17 protein-coding genes and 1 tRNA gene are annotated in these 19,034 nt (G+C 72.8%); 10 read left to right on the forward strand and 8 right to left on the reverse strand.

The features are described 5' to 3' along the window. Positions 1–17: 17 nt before the first annotated feature. Positions 18–1,619: a histidine ammonia-lyase gene (hutH, locus tag AC3A46_RS00895; RefSeq protein WP_487663369.1), complete on the reverse strand. Its 1,602-nt coding sequence runs from the start codon at positions 1,617–1,619 to the stop codon at positions 18–20. Positions 1,620–1,680: 61 nt separating this feature from the next. On the opposite strand from hutH, the gene AC3A46_RS00900 reads away from it, so the two are divergent. Beyond that, positions 1,681–2,472 (forward strand): IclR family transcriptional regulator, encoded by a 792-nt coding sequence (locus AC3A46_RS00900; RefSeq protein WP_487663370.1) that lies wholly within the window; start codon positions 1,681–1,683, stop codon positions 2,470–2,472. 9 nt (positions 2,473–2,481) lie between these two features. Here the strand turns inward: AC3A46_RS00900 and AC3A46_RS00905 are convergent, their stop codons facing one another. Together AC3A46_RS00905 and AC3A46_RS00910 are read right to left on the reverse strand one after the other, a co-directional pair. Continuing rightward, complete coding sequence (locus AC3A46_RS00905) at positions 2,482–2,958, reverse strand: YbaK/EbsC family protein (protein ID WP_487663494.1); 477 nt, start codon at positions 2,956–2,958, stop codon at positions 2,482–2,484. A 15-nt stretch (positions 2,959–2,973) separates the two neighbouring features. Beyond that, the gene (locus AC3A46_RS00910) at positions 2,974–3,771 is read right to left on the reverse strand and encodes a methyltransferase domain-containing protein (RefSeq protein ID WP_487663371.1); all 798 of its coding nucleotides are present in this window, start codon (positions 3,769–3,771) and stop codon (positions 2,974–2,976) included. Between the two features lie 192 nt (positions 3,772–3,963). On the opposite strand from AC3A46_RS00910, the gene AC3A46_RS00915 reads away from it, so the two are divergent. The 3 genes from AC3A46_RS00915 to AC3A46_RS00925 all read left to right on the forward strand — a co-directional run bounded on the left by AC3A46_RS00915 (position 3,964) and on the right by AC3A46_RS00925 (position 7,699). Continuing rightward, complete coding sequence (locus AC3A46_RS00915) at positions 3,964–5,040, forward strand: Glu/Leu/Phe/Val dehydrogenase family protein (RefSeq protein ID WP_311293135.1); 1,077 nt, start codon at positions 3,964–3,966, stop codon at positions 5,038–5,040. A 175-nt stretch (positions 5,041–5,215) separates the two neighbouring features. Next, the gene (locus AC3A46_RS00920; RefSeq protein WP_487663372.1) at positions 5,216–6,808 is read left to right on the forward strand and encodes an AMP-binding protein; all 1,593 of its coding nucleotides are present in this window, start codon (positions 5,216–5,218) and stop codon (positions 6,806–6,808) included. A 78-nt stretch (positions 6,809–6,886) separates the two neighbouring features. Next, positions 6,887–7,699, forward strand: a complete 813-nt coding sequence (locus AC3A46_RS00925) for a ZIP family metal transporter (protein ID WP_487663373.1) — start codon at positions 6,887–6,889, stop codon at positions 7,697–7,699. Positions 7,700–7,836: 137 nt separating this feature from the next. On the opposite strand, the gene AC3A46_RS00930 is transcribed toward AC3A46_RS00925, so the two are convergent. After that, positions 7,837–9,081 (reverse strand): glutamyl-tRNA reductase, encoded by a 1,245-nt coding sequence (locus AC3A46_RS00930; protein ID WP_487663374.1) that lies wholly within the window; start codon positions 9,079–9,081, stop codon positions 7,837–7,839. Positions 9,082–9,098: 17 nt separating this feature from the next. On the opposite strand from AC3A46_RS00930, the gene hemE reads away from it, so the two are divergent. The 6 genes from hemE to hemL all read left to right on the forward strand — a co-directional run bounded on the left by hemE (position 9,099) and on the right by hemL (position 15,619). Next, positions 9,099–10,157 carry a uroporphyrinogen decarboxylase gene (gene hemE, locus AC3A46_RS00935; RefSeq protein WP_487663375.1) on the forward strand — a complete coding sequence of 353 codons (1,059 nt, stop codon included), beginning with the start codon at positions 9,099–9,101 and terminating at the stop codon, positions 10,155–10,157. Next, the gene (locus tag AC3A46_RS00940) at positions 10,150–11,352 is read left to right on the forward strand and encodes a protoporphyrinogen/coproporphyrinogen oxidase (protein ID WP_487663376.1); all 1,203 of its coding nucleotides are present in this window, start codon (positions 10,150–10,152) and stop codon (positions 11,350–11,352) included. The genes hemE and AC3A46_RS00940 overlap by 8 nt, the downstream gene beginning before the upstream one ends. Before the next feature lie 364 nt (positions 11,353–11,716). Further along, entirely contained in the window at positions 11,717–12,400 is a 684-nt protein-coding gene (gene hemQ / locus AC3A46_RS00945; protein ID WP_487663377.1) for a hydrogen peroxide-dependent heme synthase, read from the forward strand. Next, the gene (gene hemC, locus AC3A46_RS00950; protein WP_056369727.1) at positions 12,397–13,314 is read left to right on the forward strand and encodes a hydroxymethylbilane synthase; all 918 of its coding nucleotides are present in this window, start codon (positions 12,397–12,399) and stop codon (positions 13,312–13,314) included. Before hemQ ends, hemC begins: the two co-directional genes overlap by 4 nt. Further along, on the forward strand, positions 13,311–14,288 hold the full coding sequence (hemB, locus tag AC3A46_RS00955; protein WP_487663378.1) for a porphobilinogen synthase: 978 nt from the start codon (positions 13,311–13,313) through the stop codon (positions 14,286–14,288). The genes hemC and hemB overlap by 4 nt, the downstream gene beginning before the upstream one ends. Further along, positions 14,285–15,619: a glutamate-1-semialdehyde 2,1-aminomutase gene (gene hemL / locus AC3A46_RS00960; RefSeq protein WP_487663379.1), complete on the forward strand. Its 1,335-nt coding sequence runs from the start codon at positions 14,285–14,287 to the stop codon at positions 15,617–15,619. Before hemB ends, hemL begins: the two co-directional genes overlap by 4 nt. A 66-nt stretch (positions 15,620–15,685) precedes the next feature. Here hemL and AC3A46_RS00965 read toward each other — a convergent pair whose 3' ends face one another. The 4 genes from AC3A46_RS00965 to AC3A46_RS00980 all read right to left on the reverse strand — a co-directional run bounded on the left by AC3A46_RS00965 (position 15,686) and on the right by AC3A46_RS00980 (position 19,028). Continuing rightward, positions 15,686–16,969: a serine hydrolase domain-containing protein gene (locus AC3A46_RS00965; RefSeq protein ID WP_487663380.1), complete on the reverse strand. Its 1,284-nt coding sequence runs from the start codon at positions 16,967–16,969 to the stop codon at positions 15,686–15,688. Positions 16,970–17,150: 181 nt separating this feature from the next. Then, positions 17,151–17,223: transfer RNA gene (locus tag AC3A46_RS00970), tRNA-Ala, on the reverse strand. A gap of 66 nt (positions 17,224–17,289) precedes the next feature. Next, positions 17,290–18,261: a large exoprotein gene (locus AC3A46_RS00975; RefSeq protein ID WP_487663381.1), complete on the reverse strand. Its 972-nt coding sequence runs from the start codon at positions 18,259–18,261 to the stop codon at positions 17,290–17,292. A 137-nt stretch (positions 18,262–18,398) separates the two neighbouring features. Beyond that, on the reverse strand, positions 18,399–19,028 hold the full coding sequence (locus AC3A46_RS00980) for a GNAT family N-acetyltransferase (protein ID WP_056369721.1): 630 nt from the start codon (positions 19,026–19,028) through the stop codon (positions 18,399–18,401). Between the last annotated feature and the right edge of the window lie 6 nt (positions 19,029–19,034).

Raw genomic sequence — 19,034 nt, forward strand, 5'->3', positions numbered from 1 at the left:
AATCCGTCCTGCATGCGTCAGATCTCCTGGTCTCGAGAAGAGGAGACCCTCGACGCCGCGTCGCCGAGTCCGGCGGCGCCCGCGACGGCGCCGGACTGCACGAGCACGGTCACGGCCTCCATCTCGGGCGACAGGTGGCGGTCGGGGCCGGGGCCCCCGGCGACGGTGCGCACGAGATCGCGCACGGCGCCCGTGGCGGCGGCCGGCTCGAGCGGCGCCCGCAGGTCGAGGGCACGCGAGGCGGTGAGCACCTCGATCGCGAGCACGCGCGAGAGCCCGTCGATCGCCCGACGCAGCTTGCGCGCGGCGGCCCACCCCATCGACACGTGATCCTCCTGCATCGCCGACGACGGGATCGAGTCGACGGATGCCGGAACCGCCAACCGCTTCAGCTCCGAGACGATCCCCGCCGCGGCGTACTGGGCGATCATGAAGCCCGAGTCGACACCGACCTCGTCGGCGAGGAAGGGCGGCAGGCCGTTGCTGCGCGCGCGGTCGAGGGCGCGGTCGGTGCGGCGCTCCGAGATCGATGCCACGTCGGCCACCGCGATCGCGAGGAAGTCCAGCACGTACGCGACCGGCGCGCCGTGGAAGTTGCCGTTCGACTCGACGCGCCCGTCGTCGGTGATCACGGGGTTGTCGACGGCCGCGGCGAGCTCGCGCGAGGCGATGAGCAGCGCGTGGTCGGCGGTGTCGCGGGCGGCGCCGTGCACCTGCGGCGAGCAGCGCAGCGAGTACGCGTCCTGCACGCGAGTGCAGACGGCGGGGTCGCGGTGCGACGCCATGATCCCCGAGCCCGCCAGCACCGCCCGAAGGTTCGCCGCCGAGACGGCCTGCCCCACCTGCGGCCGGAGCGCCTGCAGATCGGCGGCGAACACCGCGTCCGTGCCGAGCTGCGACTCCACCGACATGCCCGCGGCGACATCGGCCGTGTCGAGCAGCACCGAGAGGTCGTGGAGTGCGAGCAGCAGCATCCCGAGCATGCCGTCGGTGCCGTTGATGAGCGCGAGCCCCTCCTTCTCGCGCAGCACGAGGGGGGACACGGATGCTGCCGCCAGCGCCTCGGCCGCGTCGACCTCGTCGCCGGTCGCGGTGCGCACACGCCCCTCGCCCATCGCGGCGAGCGCGACGTGCGACAGCGGTGCGAGGTCGCCCGAGCAGCCGAGCGAGCCGTACTCGCGCACGATCGGCGTGATGCCGGCGTTGAGCATCGCGGCGTAGGTCTCCACGACGACGGGCCGGACACCCGTGTGACCCGTCGCCAGCGTCTGCAGGCGCAGCAGCATGAGGGCGCGCACGACCTCGCGCTCGACCTCGGCGCCGGTGCCCGCCGCGTGCGAGCGGATCAGGCTGGCCTGCAGCTGCATGCGCCGCTCGGGGGCGATGAACGTGGTGGCGAGGGCGCCGAAGCCGGTCGAGATGCCGTAGTGCGGCTCGGGGTCGTCAGCGAGGCCCTCCACGAGGGCGCGGGTCGCCGCGACGCGCGCGATGGCCTCGGGGGCGAGCTCGACGGGGGCACCGTGACGGGCGACGGCGACGACCTCGTCGGGCCGCAGCGGCGCCGCGCCGACGGTGACGCCGGCGACGTAGGTGGCGGAGGGGGGCGTGACGGTGGTCATGCTCCGATTCCACACCTCGGCCGTGGCGCGCGACAGCGGGTCGTGGCATCCTCTGTCTGTGATGCCAGACAGCAGCCCGAGGCCCCAGGTGCCCGCCGCGGACCAGACGCTGCGGATCCTGTCGTACCTCGCACGCCAGCGCGGGCCGGTCCCGGCGCGCACGATCGCGACCGCGCTGGAGCTCCCGCGCTCCACCGTGTACCACCTGCTGGCGGCGCTGCAGGAGCACCAGTTCGTCGTGCACCTGCCCGAGGAGCGGCGCTGGGGTCTGGGCATCGCCGCGTTCGAGCTCGCCGGCGGGTACTCGCGCCAGGAGCCGCTCGCGCGGCTCGGCCGCCCGGTGCTCGCCGACCTCGTCGATCGCGCCGGCGAGAGTGCGCACCTCGCGATCATGCACGGGCGCGACGTGCTGTACATCGTCGAGGAGCGCGCGCCGCGCCGGCCCGCGCTGGTGACGGATGTCGGCGTCCGCCTGCCGTCGCATCTCACCGCGACGGGCCGGGCGATGCTCGCGGCGCTGCCGCGCGAGCAGGTGCGGGCGCTGTTCCCGGATGCTGCGGCGTTCGCGGACCGCACGGGCCGGGGCCCGCAGCGGCCGGGAGAGCTGCGGGAGCTCCTCCGCGGGGTACGGGAGCGCGGGTGGGCGTCCGAGGACGGCGAGGTCACCCTCGGGCTCGGGTCGGTCGGCGTCGCGGTGCTCGACCACGTCGGCTGGCCGATCGCCGCGATCGCGGTGACCTTCCCGGCCGACGGCGCGCGCGAGGCCGAGGACTTCGCGCAGCTCGTCGCCCCCGCGGCGACCGAGCTCGGCCGACGCATCGGCGGCGCGCGCCCGGCCACATCGAAACTCTGACGCGCGCGCTCAGTCGACCTTCATGACGGTGCCGCCCGTCAGGCGCACCAGCTCGTCGTAGGTCATGGGGAAGACCGTGTGCGGCGTACCGCCGGCGGCCCAGATCTCGGGGTAGCGGGCGAGGTCCTCGTCGACGATCGTGCGGAGCGCCGACGGATGCCCCGTCGGGGCGACACCGCCGATGGCCTGGCCGGTGGCCTCTCGCACCTGCTCGGGCGTCGCGCGCTGAATCTTCTCGTGGCCGAGGCGCTCGGCGAGCGCCGCCGTGTCGACGCGGTGCGCGCCGCTCGTCATCACGAGCAGTGGTGCGCCATCGCTGGAGAACACCAGGCTGTTGGCGATCGCACCGACCTCGACCCCGAGCGCCTGGGCGGCGAGGACCGCGGTGGAGGCGGCATCCGGAAGCACCACGATGTCGCCCAGGATGCCGGCGGCGCGGATCGCATCGTGGACGAGGCGACTGCGGGCGGGCAGCGAGTCGGGGATGGTCACCGGCTCAGCCTAACGACGCGGTCCGCGCGCGAGGATCTCGCCGTGGGGCATGAGGAGCCAGCCGTCGTCGGATGCCGCCCACTCGCGCCAGCCGTCCGAGATGCGCTGCAGCAGCGCGTCGTCGGCGCCGCTCGCGCGCGCCGACTCGGCGAACGCCGACTGCAGCACGCGGTCCGCCCACATCCCGCCCCACCACGCGCGGTCGGCCTCGTCCTCGAAGAGCCACAGCGAGGCCGTGGCACGGATGTCGGCGAGACCGGCCTCCTGCGCCCACGCCTTCAGCCGGCGTCCGGCCGCCGGCTCGCCCGCGACGCTGCGGTGCGTCGCCAGGTACAGCGCCAGCCACTCGTCGAGCGCGGGGATCAGCGGGTACCAGATCACGCCTTCGTAGTCGACGTCGCGCGCGGCGACCACGCCGTCGGGGCCGGCGACGCGCCCGAGCTCCCGCAGCATGTCGACCGGTCGATCCACGTGCTGCAGCACCTGGTGCGCGTGCACGACGTCGAAGCCGCCGTCGTCGAACGGCAGCGCGTACGCGTCGCCCACCTCGAACGACAGGTTCGGCGCCGCGTGGTCGGCCGCGGCCTGGGCGACGACGCCGGCCGAGGCATCCGTCCCGACCACCCGAGCGGGTGCGACGCGGGCCGCGAGGTCCGCGGTGATCGTGCCGGGACCGCTGCCCACATCGAGGACCGAGACGCCCGGCCCGAGGTGGGGCAGCAGATATGCCGCGGAGTTCTCGACAGTGCGCCAGCGGTGCGACCGCAGAACGCTCTCGTGGTGGCCGTGGGTGTAGGCGTCTGGCATTCGTCGATGCTATCGACGGCGCACACACTGATGAGGCGTGCGCAGAGCTCACACCGAAGATCACGCAATGTGCCCACTCGCCGTCGACACGGTTGAACAATTCGCAGAACCGGTGTGCAATGAGAACGGATGCCGCAACGCCGCGGCGTCCGCAGCGCACTGCCCACGAGGCCCGCCGAAGGAAGAACCGCGATGACGCACACCCTGCCCCTGCCCGATTTCGCACACGAGCGGGTGGAGGTGATCACCGGCCGCCGCAGCGGCCTGTTCATCGCCGTCGCGCTGCACTCGTCCGTGCTCGGCTCCGCTCTCGGCGGCGCGCGCCTGTGGACGTACCCGCACTGGAGCGACGCCCTCGGCGACGCGCTGCGCCTGTCGGCCGCCATGACCCTCAAGAACGCCGCGGCCGGCCTCGACGCCGGCGGCGGCAAGTCCGTCATCGCCCTGCCTCCCGGCACCACGCTCGACACCGACCGGCGCCGCGCCGCGTTCCTCGACCTCGGCGACGCGGTCGAGTCGCTGCACGGCCTCTACCGCACCGCCGAGGACGTCGGCTCGACGACCGAGGACATGCTCGTCGTCAGCGAGCGCACGGAGCACGTCGTGGGCCTGCCCGACGCCGTGGGCGGCTCGGGCGAGCCCGCCGGCCCCACGAGCCTCGGCGTGTACGAGTCGCTGCGCGCGACGCTCGAGCGCGTCGCCGGCACCGCCGACGTCGAGGGACGCCGCATCACGATCTCCGGCCTCGGCCAGGTCGGCAGCCGTCTCGCGGTGCGCCTCTCGGCCGAGGGCGCGCGCCTCACCGTGACCGATGTGAACCCCGCCAAGCGCGACCTCGCCACCGAACTCGGTGCCGAGTGGATCGCGCCGGGCGAGGAGCACCTCGTCCCCGCTGACGTGTTCGTGCCGGCCGGCATCGGCGGACTCCTCACCGACGAGGTCATCGACGCCCTCGACGCGAAGGCCGTGTGCGGCCCCGCGAACAACCCCCTCGCCGACCACAGTGGCGCGGCCCGCCTCGCCGGTCGCGGCATCCTGTACGCCCCCGACTTCGTCGTCAACGCGGGCGGCGTGATCTACCTCGACCTCGAGGCGAAGCACCTCGGCACGCGCACCGAGATCATGGAGCGCGTGGGCCAGATCGGCGACACCGTCCGCCGCATCTTCGACGAGGCCTCTTCGCGCGGCGTCACGCCGCTCGAGGCCGCCGAGGGGCTCGCCGCGGAGCGCCTGGCCGCCGGAGGCCGCCAGCCCGCACTCGCGCACTGAACCGGCACGCGCCCGGCCAACGGACGGCATGGCCGGGCGCGGCAGGCTTGAGACTGCGTCCCACCGATTGCGGAATCGCGTTCCACAATCCTCGATGCGGATGGCATGATGGTCGCACGGCCGGGCCTGGGCCCGCCGACGACGACCGTCATGCCGCCCGATCGAAGGAGATCCGGTGTTCACCAGTCCCGAAGCCGATATCGAGATTCCCGAACTCGACGTCTACGACTACCTCTTCGCGAGCCTGACCGACGAGGAGCTGGGGCGCGTCGCGCTCATCGATCCCGCGACGGGGGCCGAGACCACGTACGGCGCGCTGCGTGCGCAGATCGACCTGTTCGCGGGCGCGCTCGCCGCTCGCGGCGTCGGCGTCGGGACCGTGCTGGGCCTGCTCTGCCCGAACGTTCCCGCCTTCGCGACGGTGTTCCACGGCATCCTGCGCGCGGGAGCCACCGTGACCACCGTCAACTCGCTCTACACGGCAGGCGAGATCGAGAAGCAGCTGCGCGATGCCGGGGCCACCTGGCTCGTCACCGTGAGCCCGCTCCTCCCCCAGGCCCAGGCCGCCGCCGAGGCCGTCGGCATCCCCCACGAACGCGTCATCGTGCTCGATGGCGCTTCAGGCCACCCGAACCTCCGGCAGCTGCTCACCGAGGGCGCGCCCGCACCCGACGTCTCGTTCGACCCGGCGACGCACGTCGCGGTGCTGCCCTACTCATCGGGCACGACCGGCATCCCCAAGGGCGTGATGCTCACGCACCGCAACCTCGTCGCGAACGTCGCACAGTGCCGTGTCGCGCTCGACCTCGCCGAGACCGACCGCGTGCTGGCGGTGCTGCCCTTCTTCCACATCTACGGCATGACGGTGCTGCTCAACCTCGCGCTGCGTCAGCGCGCGAGCCTCGTGACGATGCCGAAGTTCGACCTCGTCGAGTTCCTCACGAACATCCAGAAGTTCCAGTGCACGTACCTGTACATCGCGCCACCGATCGCGGTCGCGCTGGCCAAGCACCCGATCGTCGACCAGTTCGACATCTCGAGCGTCCGCACGGTGTTCTCGGGAGCGGCTCCGCTCGACGGCGAGACCGCCGAGACGGCGGGGCGCCGCATCAACGCGCGCATGATGCAGGGATACGGCATGAGCGAGCTGAGCCCTGTCTCGCACGCGATGCCGGTGGACCGCGACGACATCCCGGTGAGCTCGGTCGGCGTGATGCTGCCCAACACGCTCAACAAGCTCATCGACACCGAGACGGGCGAGGAGATCACCGAGCTCGGCGCGGACGGCGTCACGAAGGCGGGCGAGCTCTGGGTCAAGGGACCCAACGTCATGCTCGGCTACCTCAACCAGCCGCAGGCGACGTCCGAGACGCTCGATGCGGACGGATTCCTCCACACCGGCGACATCGCCGTCTATCACGAGGGCGGCTACTTCTCGATCGTCGACCGGGTCAAGGAGCTCATCAAGTACAAGGGCTACCAGATCGCTCCCGCAGAGCTCGAGGCGCTTCTGCTCGGCCATCCGAAGGTGATGGATGCCGCGGTCATCGGCGTGCTCGACGACGACAAGCAGGAGATCCCCAAGGCCTTCATCGTCGCCGCCCCCGACTCCGGGCTCACCGAAGACGAGGTCATGTCGTTCGTCGCGGAGCAGGTCGCGCCGCACAAGAAGGTGCGCCGCGTCGAGTTCATCGCGGCGATCCCGAAGTCCACCTCTGGCAAGATCCTCCGCAAGGAACTGCGCGCCCGCGAGGCCGCCCCGGTCTGAGCTCCGCCTGGTCGCACGGATGCCGCGGCGAACGCGTTTCGCCGCGGCATCCGTGCGACAGGCCACTAGTTTGGCGCCATGGACGGACTCTGGCTCGCCGCGCTGAGCGGACTCATCGGCGGCGGCACGCTGCTCGTCGGAGCCGCGGTCGCGTGGTACGTCGACATCCCGCAGCGCATCGTCGCCGGGATCATGGCCGTCGGCGCGGGCGTGCTCATCTCGACGCTGGCGTTCGAGCTCGTGGAGGAAGCCGCGGAAGACGGCGGTCTCGTGCCGACGACCGTCGGGTTCCTGGGCGGCGCGATCCTCTACATCGTGGCGGACCAGCTGATCTCTCGACGCAGCAAGCGGGCGGTCACCGGTCCGCCTCCGCTCGATGCCTCCTCGGTGACCGAGTACTCCGGCGCAGACGCGCTCTCCGCGAGCATCGTCGCCCGCCGCGCCGGAGCACAGGCGGTGAGCGGGGCGGGTCTGGTGATCGCGGTCGGCGCGCTGATCGACGGCATCCCGGAGTCCATCGTCATGGGTCTGTCGGTGCTGCAGGGCGGGATCAGCATCCCCATCGTCGCGGCCATCGCGATCAGCAACTTCCCCGAGGGACTCGGCTCGACCGCCGCCCTCAAGCGCGGCGGCTCGAGCGGGCGGTACATCGCCCTGCTGTGGAGCGGGATCGCGCTGATCACGGTCGTCGCCTCAGTGCTGGGCTACGTCGCGTTCCAGTCGGCGTCGCCGGACCTGATCGCGCTCATCACCACGATCGCCGCGGGCGGCCTGCTCGCGATGGTCTGCAACACGATGATCCCGGAGGCGTTCGACGAACAGCACGCGCTCACCGGCCTGTGGGCGACGATCGGCTTCCTCGGCGCGTTCCTCCTGCACGAGCTCGCCTGAGTACCCCGAACACTCGAGGCGTTTCGTCTTCCGGCGGGGCAACGGCACCGCCCCTGACCACCGGTCGTTGAGCGAGCGAGGAACGAGCGAGACGAAACGCCCCGGACTGATGGGCGGCGCGTGGTCGAATGACGCCCTTACGCGGAGGCCCAGAGGTCGTCGTCTGCGGCGCCGGGCGCCTCGACCGACAGGCCGTGCAGCAGTTCGAGGGCGGCACGCGCCTCGTCGATGCGGCCTTCGACGGCCAGCTCGCGGATGCGCACCGACGGCTGATGCAGCAGCACGCCCGCCAGGTGGCGCAGCGCCGCCTCGACGTCGTCGCCCGCGCCGCGCGAGCGCGCACGGGCGATCTCGGCGTCGACGATCCGCAGCACGTCGCCGCGGAGAGCCGTGATCGCCGGGCCGGCCTCGCGGTCGGCGTGGAACTCGGTGGCGGCGTCGCCCACGATCGCGCGCGCGTCGGCGTGCGCGCTGAACTCGGCGAGCGGCGCGTGCAGGCGGATGGTCTCGAGGTCGAGCAGTTCGACCGCCTCGACCGCGCCGACGGCCGGATCGACGTTGCGCGGGAGCCCGAGGTCGATCACGAGCACGCGTCGTCCGGGGGTGAACGCGTCCGCATGCACGACGGCGTCCGCCGTGCAGGTGATGACGACGTCGGCCTCGGCGACGGCGGCCGCGAAATCCGCCACGGGGATCAGCCCGTGCTGCGCGGCGAACGCCTCGGCGCGGCCCGACGGGGAGAAGACGTGGATGTCGCCGGCACCGCGGGCGCGCAGCGCCTCGACCGTGCGGACGGCGTACTTTCCGGTGCCCACGACCACGATCTTCGCAGCGGCCCACTCGGCGACGCGGCTCGACGCCAGTTCGAGGGCGAGGCGCACGAGCGAACGGTGCGCTCCGCGCAGCTGGGTGCGGTTGCGCACGCCGCGGCTGGTGTGGGTGGCCTTCTGGAACAGGCGCTCCAGCTCGCTCGATGTCATGCCGTCGGCGCGGGCGGCGTCGAGGGCGCGACGCACCTGACCCGAGATCTCGTCTTCGCCGACCGACATCGATTCGAGGCCGCTGGTGACGGCGAAGAGGTGGGCCGCAGCATCCGCCCCCTGATGGACCGCGACCGACGCGCGCAGCAGATCGACGGGGACGCCGGATGCGTCGGCCATCGCCTCGATGACGGACTCGGCCGCGACCGCCTCGCCGCCCGTGAGCGGCTCGTCGATGTCGAGATACGCCTCGAACCGGTTGCACGTCGCGAGCACGACGGCGCCCGAGACGAAGAACTCGTCCTCGACGAGAGCGCGCGTCGCCGTGGGCGCTCCCACAGAGAGACGCTCCAGGATGTCGAGGCTCGCGTTCCGATGGTTCGCGGTCAGACAGAGGAGCACAGACCTAATCTTAACGTGTGTCGTTGCATGACTCTCACCCTTCCGTCCTTCAGAGAAACGATCCCCCTGCGCTGATACGCGCGTATCGAGGTGATCGTCCGCCGCGGACGCCGGTGTGGTTCATGCGCCAGGCGGGTCGCTCGCTGCCCGAGTACCGCGAGCTGCGGGTGGGCACCGACATGCTCGACGCCTGCCTGAATCCCGAGCTGGCCAGCGAGATCACGCTCCAGCCGGTGCGTCGGCACGGCGTCGACGCGGGCATCTTCTTCAGCGACATCGTGATCCCGGTGCGCCTGTCGGGCGTCGACGTGCGCATCGTCGCGGGTCGCGGACCGGTGCTGGAGAACCCGGTGCGGACGGCGTCGGATGTCGCGTCCCTCCCTCCGCTCGACCCTGCGGCGCTCGCCCCGATCCGCGATGCGGTCGCGCTCACCGTCGCAGAACTCGGCACGACGCCGCTCATCGGCTTCGCGGGCGCTCCGTACACGCTCGCGTCGTACCTCGTCGAGGGCGGCCCGTCGAAGGAGCAGCTGAAGACGCGCGCGCTCATGCACTCCGACCCCGACACCTGGGCGGCGCTGCTGACGTGGTGCGCCGGGATCACCGGGCAGTTCCTCGCCGCGCAGATCGAGGCGGGGGCCTCGGCCGGGCAGCTCTTCGACTCGTGGGCGGGCTCGCTCAGCCTCGCCGACTACACGCAGCACGTCGCGCCGTTCTCCGCTCTGGCCCTCGACGCCGTGCGACACCTCGACGTGCCCCTGGTGCACTTCGGCGTCGGCACCGGCGAACTGCTCGCCGCGATGCGCGACGTCGGCGTCGACACCGTGGGCGTCGACTGGCGTCTGCCGCTCGACGAGGCCGTGCGCCGGCTCGGCCCCGGCGTCTCGGTGCAGGGCAACATCGACCCGGCGCTGCTGCGCGCGCCGTGGCCGGTGCTCGAGGCGCACATCCTCGACGTGCTCGAGCGCGGCCGCGCCGCCCGGGCGCATGTCGTGAACCTCGGGCACGGCGTCCCGCCCGACACCGACCCGACCGTGCTCACGCGCATCGTGGAGTTCGTCCACGAGAATGGCTGACTTCAGCGTCGTCGGCGGCGGCGTCGCCGGACTCGTCGTCGCCCGCCGCCTGGCTGCCGCGGGTGCCTCGGTGAGGGTGTGGGAGGCATCCGATCACCTCGGCGGCACGGTCACGCGACACGAGGTCGGAGGACTCGCACTCGACGCCGGGGCCGAGAGCTTCGCGGTCCGCGGCGGCGCGGTCCAGGCACTGCTCGTGGAGCTGGGCCTCGCCGGCGACATCGTCGCTCCCGTTCCGGCACCGGCGTGGCTGCAGCCCGTCACGGGCGACGCCGTCCCCCTGCCCGCGACCGCACTGCTCGGCATTCCGGCGGACCCCCTCGCCGACGACGTCGTGCGCGTGGTCGGACTCGCGGCTGCGGAGCGGGCCGTCGCGCTCGACGCGCGGCCGGTCGGCGAGGTGCCCGCGATGCTCGGCCCGCTCGTGCGGGAGCGCCTCGGCGCCGAGCTGCTCGATCGGCTCGTCGCACCCGTCGTGCACGGCGTGCACTCTCAGCACCCCGACGAACTCCCGGTCGCACGCGCCCACCCCGGGCTCGCTGACGCCGTCGCGAATGCGGGTTCGCTCGGCGGAGCCGTCGCGCGGCTGCGTGCTGCCGCTCCCCCGGGCGCGGCGGTCGCGGGGATCCGCGGCGGCATCAACCGGCTCGTCCCCGCCCTCGCCGACGACCTCGCGCGGCGCGGGGGCGACATCCGCCTCGGAACGCGGGTCGGCCACCTCGGCGCTCTCGATGGCACCGTGGTCGTGGCCGCCCCGGGCGTGGCCGCCCCTGCCGCACCGGGTCGTCGCATCGACCTCGTGACGCTCGTGGTGGAGCAGGACGAGTTGGATGCCGCACCCCGCGGCACCGGACTGCTCGTCGCCGCCGGAGCACCGGTGGGCGCCCGCGCCCTCACGCACGCCACGGCCAAGTGGGAGTGGCTCCGCGAGACCGCCGCCGGGAGGCACGTCGTGCGGCTCTCCTACGACGAAACGCCCGCCGACCCTGTCGCCGCCGCACGTGCCGACGCGGAGACGCTGCTGGGCGTGCGCCTGCCGGTCCTGGTCGACGTGGCCCAGGTGTTCTGGGTTCGGCCGGCCGCAGCATCCGTCCCCTCCGACATGGTCGTCGTCGGCGAGACCGTGGCGGGATCCGGCCTCGCCGGCATCGTCGCCCACGCGGAGCGCACGGCGACGGAGCTGCTGGCGCGCTGACCGGCGTTCCCGCTGAACTCGCGCGGTCCGGACTTCGCGTCCCCTCCGGCCCCCGACCCTGCGAAGTCCGGACTTCGCATCCTCTCCGGGCCCCACCTCGCTCGGTCCGGACTTCGCATCCCCACCGGGCCCCGACCCCGTGAAGTCCGGACTTCGCAGGAGGAGCACGCCGGGGACCCACCCGCACGGTCCGGACAACGCGGGCCCCCCGACGCCGAACCCTGCGAAGTCCGGACTTCGCGGGGGAGCGGCGGCGGATGGGCCCCGGCCTGCGGGCGCGGCGGATGGGCCCCGGCCTGCGGGCGGGGCGGATTGACACGGCGCTCCCGGGAACCGCCCGTGTCAGGGATGGAAAGATGGACGCATGACCGAACCCGCGGCGAACTCCCCCACTGAAACCCTCGGCTACACCCTGTGGGCCGTCTTCCGCCGCGACGCCGCTGCGCCCGCCCCCGCCGGCGATCTGACCGCGGCGGTCGCCGAGGTCGAGGCATCCGGAGTCACCGTCCGCGGGTTCTACGACGTGTCGGGCCTGCGCGCCGACGCCGACCTCATGATCTGGCTCACCGGCGTGGGCATCGCGCCCGAGGTGCTGCAGTCGGCACTGCGTACGCTCCGCCGCGCCGAGCCGCTTTCATCGCTCGTGCCGGTCTGGAACGCCATGGGCGTGCACCGCGACGCGGAGTTCACCGCCAGCCACCTGCCCGCGTTCATGCGCGACAAGGATCCCGAGGCGTGGCTCACGGTCTACCCGTTCGTGCGGTCGTACGACTGGTACATCCTCCCCGACGACGAGCGCCGCCAGATGCTCGCCGACCACGGTCGCAAGGGCGCCGCGCACCGCAGCGTGCTGAGCAACACCGTCGCGTCGTTCGCGCTCGGCGACTACGAGTGGATCCTCGCCCTCGAGGCGCCCGAACTCGTCGAGCTCGTGGACCTCATGCGTGATCTTCGACAGACCGAGGCGCGTCGCCACGTGCGCGAGGAAGTGCCGTTCTACACCGGACGCCGCATCGGTCTCGACGAGATCGCCGAGGTGCTGGCGTGACCACGCTGCGCATCGGCACACGCGGCAGCACGCTCGCGCTGACACAGACCGGCATGGTCGCCGACGATCTCGCCGACGCGTACGGCGTCACGACCGAGCTCGTCACGATCACCACCGACGGCGACCGCTCCAACGAGCCGCTGTCGCGCGCCGGCGGCACCGGGCTCTTCACCGGGGCGCTTCGCGACGCACTGCTCGCCGGCGAATGCGACGTCATCGTCCACTCGCTCAAGGACCTTCCGACCGCTCCCCACGAGCACCTCGTCGTCGCCGCCACGCCCGCGCGCGAGGACCCGCGCGACGCGCTCATCGCCCGCGACGGCCTCACCCTCGACGAGCTTCCGGCCGGCGCGCGCGTCGGCACCGGCTCCCCTCGCCGTATGGCGCAGCTGCGCTCCCGTCGCCCCGACCTCGAGGTCGTCGACATCCGGGGCAACGTCGACACGCGCCTCGGCAAGGTGACCAGCGGAGAGCTGGATGCCGTCATCCTGGCCGCCGCCGGCCTCACGCGCATCGGCCGCACCGACGTCGTGACCGAGTTCCTCGACGCGGACCGCTGGCCGACGGCCCCCGGCCAGGGCGCACTCGCGGTCGAGGTGCGCCGCGGCGAGGAGCACCTCGTCGACCGGCTCGACCACGCCGAGACCCGCGCAGCGGTCGAGGCCGAGCGCGAAGTGCTCGCCCTCCTCGAGGCCGGCTGCTCCGCGCCGGTCGGCGCGCGCGCCGTCGTCGACGCCGGGCTGCTCCTGCTCTCGGCGAGCGTGTACAGCCTCGACGGCACGACGACCCTCACCTCGTCGCATGCCACCGTGTGGCCCGAAGACGAGGGCGATCCGTCGCGCGAGGTCGCCGCATCCGTCGCCCGTGAACTGCTCGATGCCGGCGCCGCCGGCCTGACGGGAGAACGCCCATGAGTTACGCACCAGCGGACCGGCCCCGGCGGCTGCGCGCGACGCCCGCGATGCGTCGCCTCGTCGCCGAGACGCGCCTGCACCCGGCCGAGCTGATCCTGCCGCTCTTCGTCCGCGAGGGCGCGAGCGAGCCGGTGCCGATCTCGTCCATGCCAGGTGTCGTGCAGCACTCGACCGAGAGCCTCAAGCGTGTGGTGGCGGATGCCGCGGCCGCCGGCATCGGCGGCATCATGCTGTTCGGCGTGCCCGAGCACAAGGACGCTGTGGGCTCCGGCGCGACGGATCCTGACGGCATCCTCAACGTCGCGACGCGCATCGCCGTCGCCGAGGCGGGCGACGCGCTCGTCGTGCAGACCGACCTGTGCCTCGACGAGTTCACCGACCACGGTCACTGCGGCGTGCTCGACGCGAAGGGGTACGTCGACAACGACGAGACCCTGGAGCGCTACCGCGACATGGGTGTGGCCCAGGCAGAGGCGGGCTCGCAGCTGCTGGGGCTGTCGGGCATGATGGACGGCCAGGTCGCCGCCGTGCGCGACGCGCTCGACGACGCCGGCTACGGCAGCACCCCGATCCTCGCCTACGCGGCGAAGTATGCTTCGGCGTTCTACGGACCGTTCCGCGAGGCCGTGCAGTCCTCACTCGAGGGCGACCGCCGCACCTACCAGCAGGACCCGGCGAACCGCCGCGAAGGCGCCCGCGAGCTCGACCTCGACATCGCGGAGGGCGCCGACATCGTGATGGTCAAGCCCGCGATGAGCTACCTCGACGTGCTGGCGGACGCCGCGGCGACCAGCCCCGTCCCCGTCTGGGCCTACCAGGTGTCGGGCGAGTACGCCATGATCGAGGCGGCAGCCGCCCACGGGTGGATCGACCGCCGCCGCGCGATCGAGGAGTCGGTGATCGGCATCCGCCGCGCCGGCGCCGACGCCGTGCTGACCTACTGGGCCCTGGAGCTTGCGGAGTGGATCCGATGACGACGAACGCACAGGAATTCGCCCGCGCCCGCGGCGCCATGCCGGGCGGCGTGAACTCGCCGGTGCGCGCCTTCGGCTCGGTCCACGAGACGCCGCGCTTCTTCGTGTCGGCGTCCGGCCCGTACGTGACCGACGTCGAGGGGCGCGAGTACGTCGACCTCGTCGGCTCGTGGGGTCCCGCGATCCTCGGGCACGCCCACCCCGCGGTCGTGAAGGCGGTTCAGGATGCCGCGGCCCACGGCCTCGGCTTCGGTGCGAGCACGCCGGGCGAGACGGAGCTGGCGGAGCTGATCGCCGCTCGCGTTTCGCGCCCCTCCTCGGTCGTCGATCCCGTCGGAACGCCCCCGGTGGAGCGGGTGCGCCTCGTCTCCACGGGCACCGAGGCGACGATGACCGCGATCCGGCTCGCGCGCGGCGCGACCGGGCGCGACCTCATCGTGAAGTTCGCCGGGCACTACCACGGGCACTCCGACGGCCTGCTCGCCGAGGCGGGGTCGGGAGTCGCCACGCTCGCGATGCCGGGCTCCGCGGGCGTTCCCGCCCCGATCGCCGCGCAGACGCTGGTCATCGCGTACAACGACCTCGACGCCGTGCGCGAGGTATTCGAGGCGCGCGGCGACGACATCGCCGCCGTCATCGTGGAGGCGGCGCCCGCGAACATGGGCATCGTCCCGCCCGCGCACGGCTTCAACGCCGCGCTCGCGGAGATCGCACACGCGCACGGGGCGCTGCTGATCCTCGACGAGGTGCTCACCGGCTTCCGCGTCGGTCCCGCCGGGTGGTACGGCATCGACCCGGTGCCGTTCTCGCCCGACCTCATCACGTTCGGCAAGGTCGTGGGCGGCGGGCTCCCGCTCGCCGCGCTCGGCGGCTCCGCCGCGCTCATGGAGCTGCTCGCGCCGCTCGGACCCGTGTACCAGGCCGGCACGCTGAGCGGGAACCCGCTCGCCGTCGCGGCGGGGCGCACGACGCTCGACCACCTCGACGACGCCGCGTATGCCCGCATCGACGGCGCGGCGGCGACCATCGCCGATGCCGCAGCATCCGCCCTGTCCGAAGCCGGTGTCACGCACGTCGTGCAGCGCTCGGGCAGCCTGTTCTCGATCCAGTTCGCGGCGGAGGCGCCGACGGACTACGAGACGGTGAAGGCGCAGGAGGCGTTCCGCTACCCGCCGTTCTTCCGCGCGATGCTCGCGCAGGGCGTCTCGCTGCCGCCGTCGGTGTTCGAGGCCTGGTTCGTGTCCGCCGCGCACGACGACACCGCCGTGTCGCGCATCGTCGAGGCCCTCCCGGCCGCCGCGCGCGCCGCTGCCGAAGCCACTCCCGACTGAGGCTCCCGGGCCTCGAGAATCGGCGGTGACGGCGTCGGCGGTCCCCCCGCCGGCGCCGTGCCGGCTTCAGCTGCCGGACTCGACCAGCGGGTGGCCCGCGGCGTCGGCGAGCGCGTTGGCGATGTGGACGGCCGGGTCCTCGCAGGGGCCGGCCGTGCGGCCCCCGGGCGTGGTCGGCGCCTCAGCCGGGCACTCGCCTGACTTGATGTCGCTGTCGACCATGACGATCAGCGTGGTCCCCGACTCGACGTGGTGCTGCACGACGGTGTGGTATCCCATCAGCTCGCCGGTGTGGCCGTACCAGCCGAGCGCGAGTCCGAGCCCGAGCCCGTAAGCCCGCGCCTCGGACTGCGGGGCGTCCTCGTCGGGCGCGAGGTAGACCGGGATGTCGAAGTCGAACGAGTCGAGGCGCGTCGCCTGCCACTGCGGCGACAGGATGCCCTCCCCCGTGGCCAGTGCCTCGCCCCACGTCAGGAGGTCGTCGAGGTCGGAGATCATCGCGCCCGCCGACCAGCCCCACGACGGGTTCCAGTCCGTGGCCTCGACCGGCAGGTCGTCGTCGGTCCCCTGGGTCGTGTACCCGTGTGCGTGCGGGTCGGGGAACGAGGCGTCCGTCGGGAAGAAGGTGGCCGACAGCCCGAGCGGCTCGGTGATCTGCTCGCGCATGACGTCCTGGATGGGCGCGCCGGTGACCTGCTCGATGACCATGCCCAGGAGCACGGTGTTCGTGTTCGAGTAGAACGTCATCGACCCCGGCGGGTACATCGGCTCGGCCCCCTTGACCAGGTCGACCAGCTCCTGCGGCGTCCACACGTGGTTCGGGTCGCTGAACAGCGTGTCTTGGAACGACGGGTCGAAGGTGTACGACGGGATGCCGCTGCGCATGGAGGCGAGGTCGTACAACGTCGCGTCGCCGTTGGGCATGCCGGGGATGTACATCTCGATGGGGTCCTCGAGCGAGAGCTCTCCCCGCTCGGCGAGCTGCAGCAACGCGGTGATCGTGAAGGTCTTGGTGACGCTGCCGACCCGCTGGTTGACGTCGGCGGTCATCGGGATCGTCTCGTCCCAGTCCTGGTAGCCGATCGTCGCCGCCCACGTGCCCTCGGCGGTGCGGATCGCCATGACGGCGCCCGGAGCGCTGACACCGGCGAACGCCTCTGTGGCGGCCGCGCCGAGCGCGTCGCCGACGTCGTCGCCGAGCCCGTCCTCGACGACAGCCAGGGCGCCCGGCTCGGTCGTCGCCGAGGGGGCGGCGTCGGGCTCCGGGCTCCCGCACGCGGCCAGCCCCGCGGTCAGCGCGACCACGAGCGAGGGGGCGAGCACGGTCGGGCGAGCAGCGGATTCCGGCACGGCATGGCCCCCATCGATCGAGCAGCGGACGCCGCCTTCCCCCGGCGGGCGCCTGTCCCACCTTGGCGCACGTCTCGCGGCTGTCGCAACAGGACTCTGGTCGCCGAACGACTCGGCGCGCACGCTGCCCGCAGTGGAGGGAAAAGCCGAAGGCCCCCACACTGTGGGGGCCTTCTTTCGGTGGACCTGAGGGGAATCGAACCCCTGACCTCCTCGATGCGAACGAGGCGCGCTACCAACTGCGCTACAGGCCCGTGAACCTCGAAAACACTATCACGGTTCGAGAGTCGCTCCGAATCGGCAGAGCCCCCGCGGGGCCCCTATTCGCCGACCGCACGGCGGGTCAGCAGCTGCCGCACGTGCGCCTCGATCTCGACGTCGTCGACGTACCCCATGCGGGTGTACTCGGACTCGACGGAGGCCGTCCGCGCGGTCCGCGCGACGTCGATCGAGGGTGGCTGCTGCGCCGCGGCACGGGCCGCCATGGCCTCTTCGAGGGCGGCCTGACGCAGCGCTGCCCGGGCGGCTTCGCCATCCAGCACCGCGGCCGCCCGCGAGCCTGCCGACGCCGTGAGAGGACGGGGAAGATCGCGCGGCGCCCACTCGCGCTGCTCGCGCTCGAGGGCGACGTCCTGCAATTCCGCGGTGCGGCGGGGCGCGGCATCCGTCGCCCGCGACACGGCGCGCTCGGCGACGCGGGAGAGACGGTGAAGGATCAGACCGGATGCTGCCGCCAGGCCGGCTCCGGCCCACATCAGTGTCTGCGCGCCGAAGGTGATCGTCTCGAACACGCCCCACACGGCGATCCCGAGGCCGACGACGCCCGCGAGCGTCGCTGCGAGTCGGAACCGGCGCCGTGCGCGCGCGCGACGCGCCGCCGGGAGGGAACGGACCGAGGCGAGGTCGGAACGTGCAGCTGCCGCAGCCTGCGCACGTTCGGCTCGCGCCCGCTCGAGATCGGCGCGCGCGGCGGCCTCGGCGGCCTCGCGCTCGCCCCGGGCGATCTCGAGATCGACGCGGGCACCCTCGAGAGCCGCATGCTCGCGCTCGGCCAGGGCCCGCTTCGCGAGCTTCTGCTGCGCGGCGGCGGTGCGGGCGTTGAGCTCGAGCCGCACCTCTTCGGGTGTCTCGCTCGTCTCGGCGAGCACGCGGAGAGCCTGGTTGAGGCGGACGGCGTTGCGTTCAGCGGCGTCGAACTGGCGACGACTGTGCCACGAGGGCAGCAGATACACCAGCCAGAGGGCGACCGCGACGAGAACGATGACTCCCCCACCCCACACCTGCCCGCCCATGGTCACCACGGTAAGCGACCGGACGGCGGTGTCCCGAACATCCGCGCGCGTGTCACGCAAGACGGATTTCTCGCGTGGTCAGGCACGGTGATGCGCGGCGGCCGACCGGCGGGCCTGGAAACCGGCAACCGGACGACTTATGCGTGCAGCCGGTCCGCGGGCGGAACCGTGGCCGCGTCCTGCGGCACACGACCCGACACCCAGCGCTGGAGCACGCCCTCGGGGACGTCCTCACGGACCAGGGCGAACGCGTAGTGGTCGCGCCAGTCGCCGTCGATGTGGATGAAGCGGCGGCGCAGCCCCTCGTAGCGGAAGCCGAGCTTCTCGACCACGCGCAGGCTGGCCCGGTTCTCGGGACGGATGCAGATCTCCATGCGGTGCAGCCGCAGTTCCGAGAAGCAGATGTCGGTCGCGAGGGCCACCGCCGTCGGAGTGATGCCCCGCCCCGCGAACCGCTCGCTCACCCAGTACCCGATCGTCGCGGACGCGAGCGAGCCACGGGCCACCCCCCAGACGTTCAGCTGCCCCGCGACCTCACCGTCGGACTCCATCACGAACGGCACGCCCGCGCCGTCGCGGTACTGCTGCAGCAGCCGGCGGATGCCGACGCGCATGTCGAACGACACCGGCCCGTCAGGACTGGTCGCCTCCCAGGGGCGCAGCCAGCCGCGGTTCGACAGCAGCTCGTTCTGCAGCACGCGCGCGTCGCGCTGGCGGACGAGGCGGATCGCCACCGACCCGTGCCTGCGGGGAGCCGACAGATCCACGAGACC

The sequence above is a fragment of the Microbacterium sp. Soil_C_42 genome, from assembly GCF_057656735.1.

Coding starts and splice junctions, on each gene's coding strand:
- hutH (WP_487663369.1), bottom strand. CDS start 1,619: ATGACCACCGTCACGCCCCCCTCCGCCACCTACGTCGCCGGCGTCACC.
- AC3A46_RS00900 (WP_487663370.1), top strand. CDS start 1,681: ATGCCAGACAGCAGCCCGAGGCCCCAGGTGCCCGCCGCGGACCAGACG.
- AC3A46_RS00910 (WP_487663371.1), bottom strand. CDS start 3,771: ATGCCAGACGCCTACACCCACGGCCACCACGAGAGCGTTCTGCGGTCG.
- AC3A46_RS00915 (WP_311293135.1), top strand. CDS start 3,964: ATGACGCACACCCTGCCCCTGCCCGATTTCGCACACGAGCGGGTGGAG.
- AC3A46_RS00925 (WP_487663373.1), top strand. CDS start 6,887: ATGGACGGACTCTGGCTCGCCGCGCTGAGCGGACTCATCGGCGGCGGC.
- AC3A46_RS00940 (WP_487663376.1), top strand. CDS start 10,150: ATGGCTGACTTCAGCGTCGTCGGCGGCGGCGTCGCCGGACTCGTCGTC.
- hemQ (WP_487663377.1), top strand. CDS start 11,717: ATGACCGAACCCGCGGCGAACTCCCCCACTGAAACCCTCGGCTACACC.
- hemB (WP_487663378.1), top strand. CDS start 13,311: ATGAGTTACGCACCAGCGGACCGGCCCCGGCGGCTGCGCGCGACGCCC.
- hemL (WP_487663379.1), top strand. CDS start 14,285: ATGACGACGAACGCACAGGAATTCGCCCGCGCCCGCGGCGCCATGCCG.
- AC3A46_RS00975 (WP_487663381.1), bottom strand. CDS start 18,261: ATGGGCGGGCAGGTGTGGGGTGGGGGAGTCATCGTTCTCGTCGCGGTC.